This window comes from Blastomonas sp. (assembly GCF_041747255.1).
GTDB lineage: Bacteria > Pseudomonadota > Alphaproteobacteria > Sphingomonadales > Sphingomonadaceae > Blastomonas.
The window spans coordinates 1-8,775 of record NZ_JBGTFM010000055.1 but is presented as its reverse complement, the minus strand read 5'-3'; the positions used below and the strand labels follow the sequence as shown (position 1 = coordinate 8,775).

General features: G+C 62.2%; 8 protein-coding genes and 1 pseudogene. 5 read left to right on the top strand and 4 right to left on the bottom strand.

The genetic code is table 11. From position 1 onward, the window contains the following. Positions 1–410, bottom strand: a pseudogene (locus ACEW8G_RS02080) (hypothetical protein); the annotation flags it as partial. Between the two features lie 164 nt (positions 411–574). Beyond that, positions 575–2,392: a PHA/PHB synthase family protein gene (locus ACEW8G_RS02075; RefSeq protein WP_373486791.1), complete on the bottom strand. Its 1,818-nt coding sequence runs from the start codon at positions 2,390–2,392 to the stop codon at positions 575–577. A gap of 300 nt (positions 2,393–2,692) precedes the next feature. On the opposite strand from ACEW8G_RS02075, the gene ACEW8G_RS02070 reads away from it, so the two are divergent. Genes ACEW8G_RS02070 through ACEW8G_RS02055 form a run of 4 tightly spaced genes read left to right on the top strand, consistent with a single transcriptional unit; the run spans position 2,693 to position 6,049 of the window. After that, positions 2,693–3,904 carry an LL-diaminopimelate aminotransferase gene (locus tag ACEW8G_RS02070; RefSeq protein WP_373486790.1) on the top strand — a complete coding sequence of 404 codons (1,212 nt, stop codon included), beginning with the start codon at positions 2,693–2,695 and terminating at the stop codon, positions 3,902–3,904. A 26-nt stretch (positions 3,905–3,930) separates the two neighbouring features. Further along, positions 3,931–4,620, top strand: coding sequence for a glutathione binding-like protein (locus ACEW8G_RS02065; RefSeq protein ID WP_373486789.1), 690 nt, complete (start codon positions 3,931–3,933; stop codon positions 4,618–4,620). Further along, the gene (locus tag ACEW8G_RS02060) at positions 4,617–5,234 is read left to right on the top strand and encodes a 2-hydroxychromene-2-carboxylate isomerase (RefSeq protein ID WP_373486788.1); all 618 of its coding nucleotides are present in this window, start codon (positions 4,617–4,619) and stop codon (positions 5,232–5,234) included. The genes ACEW8G_RS02065 and ACEW8G_RS02060 overlap by 4 nt, the downstream gene beginning before the upstream one ends. 5 nt (positions 5,235–5,239) lie before the next feature. Further along, positions 5,240–6,049: a crotonase/enoyl-CoA hydratase family protein gene (locus ACEW8G_RS02055; protein ID WP_373486787.1), complete on the top strand. Its 810-nt coding sequence runs from the start codon at positions 5,240–5,242 to the stop codon at positions 6,047–6,049. Between the two features lie 161 nt (positions 6,050–6,210). On the opposite strand, the gene ACEW8G_RS02050 is transcribed toward ACEW8G_RS02055, so the two are convergent. Next, complete coding sequence (locus ACEW8G_RS02050; RefSeq protein ID WP_373486786.1) at positions 6,211–7,227, bottom strand: SDR family oxidoreductase; 1,017 nt, start codon at positions 7,225–7,227, stop codon at positions 6,211–6,213. Between the two features lie 228 nt (positions 7,228–7,455). Then, positions 7,456–8,508: a methyltransferase domain-containing protein gene (locus ACEW8G_RS02045; RefSeq protein WP_373486785.1), complete on the bottom strand. Its 1,053-nt coding sequence runs from the start codon at positions 8,506–8,508 to the stop codon at positions 7,456–7,458. An 85-nt stretch (positions 8,509–8,593) separates the two neighbouring features. Here ACEW8G_RS02045 and ACEW8G_RS02040 point away from each other — a divergent pair. Then, on the top strand, positions 8,594–8,775 hold a 182-nt coding region (locus ACEW8G_RS02040), incomplete at its 3' end, for an FAD-dependent oxidoreductase (protein WP_373486784.1).

Below are 8,775 nucleotides of genomic sequence, written 5' to 3'. Positions count from 1 at the left end.
GATTTTTCCTTCTTCTGTGTGGTGGTGGCCTTCGTGGCTACCGGCGTTTTGGTGGGTGATGGTTTTGCTTTTGTCGTCTTGGGCTTGGCTGCTTTCGGGGCAGGCTTTGCCGGGGCAGCGACAGACTTGGCCGAAGCCTTCGCTGCCACAATCTTTTTAGCTGCAGGCTTTTTTGTCACCGTCGCTTTTAGTTCTGCTTTGGGCGCCGCTGGCTTGACCTCAGCTGGCTTTTCAGCCGCTGCGGGCTTGGCGTCAGCAGTCGGCGCTGCTACCTTGGGAGCATCTGCGGCGTCCTTGGAGACAACCGGCTTGGGCGCTGCATCAGCAGGCGTTTCAGCCTTGGCCGAAACTGCCGCCGCATAGGCATCTGCCGGGTCCTTGCTGTTCACTGGAATGTTGGTGTCGGCCATGGATGATCTCGATTGCATGTGCGTTTATGTTGCAGTGCACAATAATGATCGAAATCAGGATCGTCAAGAAAAATGTTGCACTGCACAAAAGTCATTGTGCAGGCGGGGCTTAGGCCTGAAGGTTTCCACCCAACTCGGCGCACCGCTGCCCCGAATCAAGCCGGTCAGCGCTGCTTGACGTAACGCCCGGGCGCATCTTCGAGTGACTTGAGCGTGCCCTTGCCAGGGATGCGTGCGCCCTTGGCAACAACCGTCGCATCAGATTGCGCCTGCAGCCAGCTGACCCAGTCCGGCCACCAGCTGCCCTTGGTTTCGCTTGCCCCGGCGATGAAGTCTTCAAGGCTCTCGACCGCAGCATCGTTGGTCCAGTATTGGTATTTTTTGGCCGCCGGTGGATTGACCACCCCGGCGATATGACCAGATCCTGCGAGCACAAAACGCATCGGGCCAGACAGATGATGGGTCAGTCGCCAGACGCTCTCCAGCGGCGCAATATGGTCTTCCTTACCCGCCTGAATATAGGCTGGGGTTTTAACGAGCCTCAGGTCAATCGGTGTGCCATCGACCACCATTGACCCAGGCTGCACCAGCCGGTTGTCTCGATAAAGGTCCTTCAGATAACTGCGGTGCCATTTGGCGGGCAGATTGGTGGTATCGCCGTTCCAGTGCAACAGATCGAACGGCGGATAATCTTCCCCCAGCAAATAGTTGTTGATCACATAGTTCCAGATGAGGTCGCGCCCGCGCAACAGGTTGAAAGTCGCCGCCATATAGCGCCCGTCAAGATAGCCCTTGCCGCCGAGCTGCTCGACCATTTTCAGCTGCTCGTCATCGATGAACAGCGTGAGGTCGCCAGCCTTTTCGAAATCGACCTGCGCGGTGAAAAAAGTAACGCTCTTGACCTTGTCGGCCTCGCCCCGCTTGGCAAGCAGGGCGAGCGTGGCGGCCAGTGTCGTGCCCGCCACGCAATAGCCGATGGTGTGGACATGGCGAACGCCAAGCGCATCGCGCACCGTGTCAATCGCCTCGATCTGCGCCTTGACGTAATCGTCCCAGATGATCTCCGCCATGCTTTCATCGGCCGATTTCCACGAGACCATGAACACTGTGATGCCCTGCTCGGTCGCCCATTTGACAAAGCTCTTCTGCGGGTTGAGATCGAGGATATAGAAGCGGTTGATCCACGGTGGAAAAATCACCAGCGGCACCTCAAGCACCTTGTCGGTTGCCGGATCATACTGGATCAGCTGGAACAGATCGGTTTCATACACGACCTTGCCCGGGGTCACCGCGATGTTGCGGCCAAGCTCGAACGCATCCGGGTCGGTATGCGTGAGCTGGCCCTTGCGCAGATCATTGAGCAGATGATCGAGCCCCTTGATCAGGTTTTCGCCATTGCTTTCAACGATCTTTTCCATGACCAGCGGGTTGGTGAGCGGGAAATTGCCGGGGCTTGACGCGTCGAGCAGCCCCTGCGTCATGAAGCGCAGCTGCTCCTTCTGGCGCGGCTCTAGCCCGTCGACCTTGTCGGTGAGCCCGAGCATATGGTCCGACACCATCAGATAGCTCTGCTGGATCAACGCATAGACCGGATTGTCATGCCACTGGCGCGCCGCGAACCGGCGGTCCGATCGCAGCTCGGGCACCGTCGCTGGCGTCGTGGGCGGGCCGCCTTCAGCTTCTTCGATCAAACCGGGCGGGGTAACCGCGCCCAGAAAGCCCTGCCACAGCTGCAGCCCTTCGGTCCACATATCAACCTGGGCATCGAACATCGCCTTGGGCATATTGCCCATCCAGCCGGAGAGTTGGCGCTGCAGCGCGGCGGGATCGGTGAACTTCGACAGGTCAGCGGGGCTTTGGTCAGCGACCGCCGCCATATGCTCCATGATCATCTGCTGGGCGCGGCCGACCACCCAGGTCCAGTGCTGCATATCTTCCAGCGTCGGCAGGCCGGGTGTGCTGGTTTCGGTATTGCTCGCCATATTCGGCCTCTCGTTTTGCTCGTGTCCCTGCCCTAGCAGCACCGCGCGACAAAGATAAGTCGTCTCGGTCTTCCATATCCTCTCCCGGCTTGTCTCGGGGTGGTGGCATCCTGAAAGGCTGACGGCGGGGTGACTTTCCAGCGGCGGCGCATCGCCCCTCCACCATCCTGCGGATGGTCCCCTCCCCCGGACAAGCTGTGGGAGGATTTATTGGCATCCCCGCTTTTCCTCGACAGACTCCCGCGTTTGCGGCACATATTGTGCTCCCTTCACGGAGCAAAAGAGAAAAGCGAAGTCCCCATGTCCGACGAATTCTACCGCATCAAACGCCTGCCGCCCTATGTCATCGCCGAAGTCAACGCGATGCGGGCCGCAGCGCGCGCGGGCGGCGAGGACATTATCGATCTGGGCATGGGCAATCCCGATCTGCCGCCGCCGCCGCATGTCATCGACAAGCTGTGCGAGGTCGCACGCAAGCCCGATGCGCATGGCTATTCGGCATCGAAGGGCATCCCCGGGTTGCGCAAGGCGCAGGCCAATTATTATGCGCGGCGTTTCAATGTCGAGTTGGATCCTGACACCGAGGTGGTGGTGACGATGGGGTCAAAAGAGGGCCTGTCAAGCCTCGCCAATGCGATCACCGCGCCGGGCGATGTCGTGCTCGCGCCCAACCCCAGCTACCCGATCCATACCTTTGGTTTCATCATCGCCGGGGCGACGATCCGTTCGGTGCCGACCACACCCGATGAGGAATACTGGCGCGCGCTCGATCGCGCGATGGCGTTCACCGTGCCCAAGCCTTCGGTGCTGGTCGTCGGCTATCCCTCCAATCCTACCGCCGAGGTCGTCGATCTGGCGTTCTACGAGCGGCTGGTGGCCTGGGCCAAAGAGAACAAGGTCTGGGTGCTGTCCGACCTTGCCTATAGCGAGCTGTATTACGACGGCTGCCCGACGCCCTCAATCCTGCAGGTGCCCGGTGCCAAGGATGTCGCGGTCGAATTCACGTCGATGTCGAAAACCTATTCGATGGCCGGTTGGCGGATGGGCTTTGCGGTCGGCAACACACAGCTGATCGCGGCGCTGACCCGCGTCAAAAGCTATCTCGATTATGGTGCGTTCACCCCGATTCAGGCGGCGGCCTGCGCGGCGCTCAATGGCCCGCAGGATATCGTCGCCTCCAACCGCGCACTGTATCACAAGCGGCGCGATGTGATGGTTGAGGCTTTTGGCCGCGCCGGGTGGGACATCCCGCCGCCGCGTGCATCGATGTTTGCCTGGGCACCGCTGCCGCCTGCGCTCGCGCATATGGGCAGTCTTGAATTTTCCAAGCAGCTGCTCACCCATGCCAAGGTCGCGGTCGCGCCTGGCGTCGGCTATGGCGAGGATGGCGAAGGTTATGTCCGCATAGCGATGGTGGAAAACGAACAACGGCTGCGCCAGGCTGCGCGCAACGTAAAGCGCTACCTCACCAGCATGGGCGTCAACACACCCGGCCATGCGGTGAATGGCTGATTAGGTAGCACCGCAAGGAGAGGCCGTTGATCGATCTGTATTTCGCCCCCACCCCCAATGGCTGGAAGATATCGATCATGCTCGAGGAATGCGGCCTGCCCTATACCGTCAAGCCGGTGAACATCGGCGCGGGCGAACAGTTTGCGCCGAATTTTTTGGCGATCAGCCCCAACAACCGCATCCCGGCGATGGTCGATCATGGTCCGCCCGGCGGCGGCGATGCGGTGAGCATCTTTGAGACCGGCGCGATCCTGCTCTATCTGGCCGAAAAGACCGGGCGGTTCATGCCCGCCGACCTGCGCGGGCGCTATAGTGTCACACAATGGCTGATGTGGCAGATGGGCGGACTCGGCCCGATGCTTGGGCAGAACGGCCATTTCAAGCTCTACGCGCCCGAAAAGCTGCCTTACGCGATTGATCGCTACGAACGCGAGGCGGCGCGACTTTACGGCGTGCTGAACCGGCGGCTGGGCGAGGCGGACTATGTCGCCGGCGCAGACTACAGCATCGCCGACATGGCGGTTTTCCCGTGGATCATGACCCACAAGCGGCAGGGCATCACGCTGGACGATTATCCGCACATCGCGCGCTGGTATGCATTGTGCCGCGCCCGTCCCGCACTGCAGGCGGGGCTATCGGTGATGCGCGACGCGGTGAAGCGCAATCCGCACGACGATGCTCAGGCACGCGAGACATTGTTCGGGATTAAGTCATGACTCCCATTGAATTTTGCTTCGATCTCTCCAGCCCATGGACCTATCTCGCGTTCCACAACATCCGCCCGATTGCCGCCGCGCATGGCGCGACGATCCGCTGGACACCAATTCTGGTTGGCGGAGTGTTCAACGCGGCCAACCCGCAGGTCTATGCCGCGCGGGAAAGCGGCGACAGCCCGAAATGGCGACACAGCGCCAAGACCTTGCGCGACTGGGCAGCGCTGGCCCGGCTGGAAATCCAATTCCCTTCGCCGCATCACCCGCTCAAAAGCGTGTACGCGATGCGCGCCGCCTGCGCGCTGGAGGATGACCAGCACGCGCTCGAGCGCTTTGCCGACGCCGCGTTCCACGCCTATTTCGTGCGCCAGCGCAATCTTGACGACCCGACGGAAATCGCCGCCGTGGCAGACAGCATCGGCATGGACGGCGCAGGGCTGATCGCCAGGGCCGCGACACAAGCCATCAAGGACAGGCTGCGCGCCAACACCGATGCGCTGGTGGCGCGCGGCGGCTATGGCAGCCCCTCGATTTTTGTCGGGCAAGATGACATGTATTTCGGCAACGACCAGTTGCCCTTGGTAGAACGCGCGCTGGCCCGCGCCGCAGGAGAATGACCGCAATGAACGACCGCGTCAGCATCACAATCGAAAACCACGTCGCCGATGTGCGGCTCAACCGTGCCGACAAAATGAACGCGCTCGATCCGGCGATGTTCGATGGCATCATCGCCGCGCTCAAGCGGCTGCAGACCGAACCCGGGGTGCGCGCGGTGGTGCTCTCGGGCGAGGGCCGCTCGTTTTGCGCCGGACTCGATATGGCGAGTTTCAGTGCGCCTGACGGTGCGTCGGGAGGGGCTGCGGGCGGCGATACGCCCGCAAGGCTTACCGACCGGCCGTTCGGCAACACCAACCGCTTTCAGGAGGTCGCGTTCGGCTGGCGCAGGCTGCCGATGCCAGTGATCGCGGCGGTGCACGGGGTGTGCTTTGGCGGCGGGCTGCAGATCATGTCAGGCGCGTGCATCCGCATCATCGCGCCCGATGCGCGGCTATCGATCATGGAAATGCGCTGGGGGCTGATCCCCGACATGGGCGGCTATGCGCTGTGGCGCGGCACGGTGCGCGACGATGCGTTGCGCGAGTTGACCTACACCAACCGCGAATTCTCAGGCGAGGAGGCAGGCCGCATCGGCTTTGCCACGCATGTCGATGCCGACCCGCACGCGCGCGCGATGGCCATTGCCACCGACATCGCGAGCAAAAACCCCGACGCGATCCGCGCCGCCAAAGACCTGTTCAACCGCACTCCCGATCTCGACACCGACGCCATCTTAATGGAAGAAAGCGTGCTGCAAGACCAGATCATCCGCACCCCCAACCAGATGGAAGCGGTGTTCGCGTTCATGCAGAAGCGGAATGCGAATTTCAGCTAGGGTAGGCGCGTACGTCCCTCGACTTCAGCCTGTGCTGAAGTTCATCCTGAGCAACGCCGACAGGCGGCGTCGATGGGTTCGGGACAGACGGAAGGTGACGAACTTAAAATGTCTGGGCGCTCCGTTCCCGCGTTCCCGAGCGAAGTCGAGGGACGTATGCGCTAACGCCAATCCAGAAACCCTGCGCGGATGCAGTGGTCGATCATCCGGCGGAAGGCGGGTTCGTCGACCGGTGGCGGGGAAATCGAGGCGAGATCACGCAGCGTATCCCCGGCAAAGTGCGGGGAGCGCAGGAAATAGTCGAAAAACTGCGGGCCGATGCGGCGGTGGACCATCGTCGTGCGCCGGTCGAGGCTGGCGGGATCGTGGATTGCCGGATCGACCATCTGCGCCGGGTACGTGCCGGGATAGCTGGCGACGATGCGCAGCATATCCGCCATCGCAAACGGCGCGGCTCCGGCCAGATGAACGCGGCGGCCCGCGAAAAGATCATGCTGCTCGGCCATCGCCATCAGCCCGGCGGTGACATGGCACAAGGGCACAAGCGCAAAGGCTGCATCGGCCACCGCAGGAACCGCGCCCAGCAGCGGCGATCCGAACAGGCGGAACAAATGATGAAAGCCATCGATGCGTGGGATCGCCCCGTCGCTCAACCGCCCGACGACGATTGCCGGACGTGCGATGCTTGCGCTGAGGCCCTCGCCCTGCGCCGCCTCGACCAATGCTTCGGCGCGCGCCTTGCTCGCCTCATAGCCGTTGGTGAAATCGGATGCGGGGTCGGCGGAGGCCTCGTCGATCACACCATCACTGCGACCGCAGACATAAGCGGTCGAGACATGCAGCAGCGGGCAGCCCCATGCCCGCGCGAGCGCAATCGCATGGGCGGTGCCGCCGACATTCACCGCCTGATGCACCGCATCGGCAGCGGCAAAATCAACCGTCGCAGCGCAATGCACCAGCAGATCGACGCCTTGCGGCGCTGCGACCAGTCCGAAGCCGGGCCACGCCACGTCGCCAGCGAAAACCGCGATTTCGCCGATCCGGTCGCGTCCGTCCATATCGAGCACATCGCGCCCCTGGCCGCGCACCAGCACGCTGACCCGGTGCCCGGCATCGAGCAAAGCGCCCGCCAGCGCCCCGCCAACGAGCCCCGTCGCGCCGGTCAGGAAGACGTGCATATGCCTACCCACCTCCGCTCAGCCTGAGCTTGTCGAAGGCCACGCGCACGGGTCGGCGTCGTGCCCAGCCGCCTTTCCGACGAAAGCCCGAATCCAGGGCGGCCACAGCGAAACCCCGCTGCTGGGCTCCGGCTTTCGCCGGAGAACGGATAGCGATCGGGTGAGGGCATGCGGGGCCTTCGACAGGCTCAGGCTGAGCGGAAGTGAGGAGTGCAAGCCGCAAGGCGCTCAGCAGCATCCCACCAGATCGCTGTCCTCGCCGGTCGCCTGAACGAACGGCAGGCCACCGCCGCAGCCATCGAACACGCCGTAATGCGTCGAAAAATCGCCGATAAACTGAAAATGCTCGGCAAAGCGCGTTTCGGCGAGCATCGTCCAGCTGTTGCCGCAGATCGGGAAGATCCGGCCGCGTTCGATCAGGTGGTGCTTGTCGAGCGTGAACACGCGTTCCTCGCCCTCGACGCTGCCGAGATACACCACCGCCTGCCCGTAATCCTCGCACTCAGGCTCGAGCCCGTCGAGCTTGAACAACCGGTAGGTGGCGGAGAAGAAATCGATGCCGTCGAGCATCTCGGCAATGCGCGGGTCACCGATGCCGAGCGGACGATCCTTGACCAGCCGCGGATCGGCAAAACCGGCCGCTTTGGCGAGCTTGAGAAAATCGCCCCAATACAGCGCGCCCGACAGGCATTCGCCGTGCAGCACCGGATCGTTCAGCAAATGCTGTGGCACCCGCCGGTTCGAATAGACATCGGAGAAATACATCTCGCCGCCGGTCTTGAGCAGCTTGTGCGCATCGGCGAACACCTTTGCCTTGTCCGCCACCAGATTGATCACGCAGTTGGACACGATAATATCAAAGCTGCCCGGTTCAAGATCGAGCGTATCAAGCTGTTCAATATCGCCTTCAACAAAGCGCACGTTCGACTTAGCATAGCCAAAGGTCTCGCGGTGCCATTCGAGGTGGGCATTGGCGATGGCCAGCTGTTCGGGCGTGGTGTCAACGCCGACGACCTCGCCATGTTCGCCCACCAGCTGCGCAAGGATATAGGCATCCTGCCCCGAGCCCGAGCCCAGATCGAGCACCCGCGCGCCCTCGATGCACGATGGTGCGATCAATCCGCAGCCATAATAGCGCGCCTTCACATCGGCATGCACATTGGCCAGCGCCTGGCGCACCGCGAGCGGCGGGGCCTCTGCCGTGGTGCACGCATCGGTGCGCAAATCGGCTGATTGCGACAGCACCTTGCCATAATATTCACGCGAATTTTCGACATTCATGCTGGATTCCCTTTTACTTGATAGCCAACGTCTAATCATATGCCCCGCATGTAACCAGCACCATTCTTCTGCCGAAACGAGCATTATGAAAAATACCCATGACGTGATCGTAATCGGTGCCGGATCGGCTGGCCTCACCGCCGCCGGGGGCTGCGCGATGTTTGGCTTGAAGCCGCTGCTGATCGAGCGCGGACCGATGGGCGGCGATTGCCTGAACACTGGCTGCGTGCCCAGCAAGGCTTTGATATCGGCGGCCCACCGCGCCCA

What these genes read in the sequence shown, in the direction of transcription:
- ACEW8G_RS02075 (WP_373486791.1), bottom strand. Translation starts at nt 2,392, where the DNA reads ATGGCGAGCAATACCGAAACCAGCACACCCGGCCTGCCGACGCTGGAA.
- ACEW8G_RS02070 (WP_373486790.1), top strand. Translation starts at nt 2,693, where the DNA reads ATGTCCGACGAATTCTACCGCATCAAACGCCTGCCGCCCTATGTCATC.
- ACEW8G_RS02060 (WP_373486788.1), top strand. Translation starts at nt 4,617, where the DNA reads ATGACTCCCATTGAATTTTGCTTCGATCTCTCCAGCCCATGGACCTAT.
- ACEW8G_RS02055 (WP_373486787.1), top strand. Translation starts at nt 5,240, where the DNA reads ATGAACGACCGCGTCAGCATCACAATCGAAAACCACGTCGCCGATGTG.
- ACEW8G_RS02050 (WP_373486786.1), bottom strand. Translation starts at nt 7,227, where the DNA reads ATGCACGTCTTCCTGACCGGCGCGACGGGGCTCGTTGGCGGGGCGCTG.
- ACEW8G_RS02045 (WP_373486785.1), bottom strand. Translation starts at nt 8,508, where the DNA reads ATGAATGTCGAAAATTCGCGTGAATATTATGGCAAGGTGCTGTCGCAA.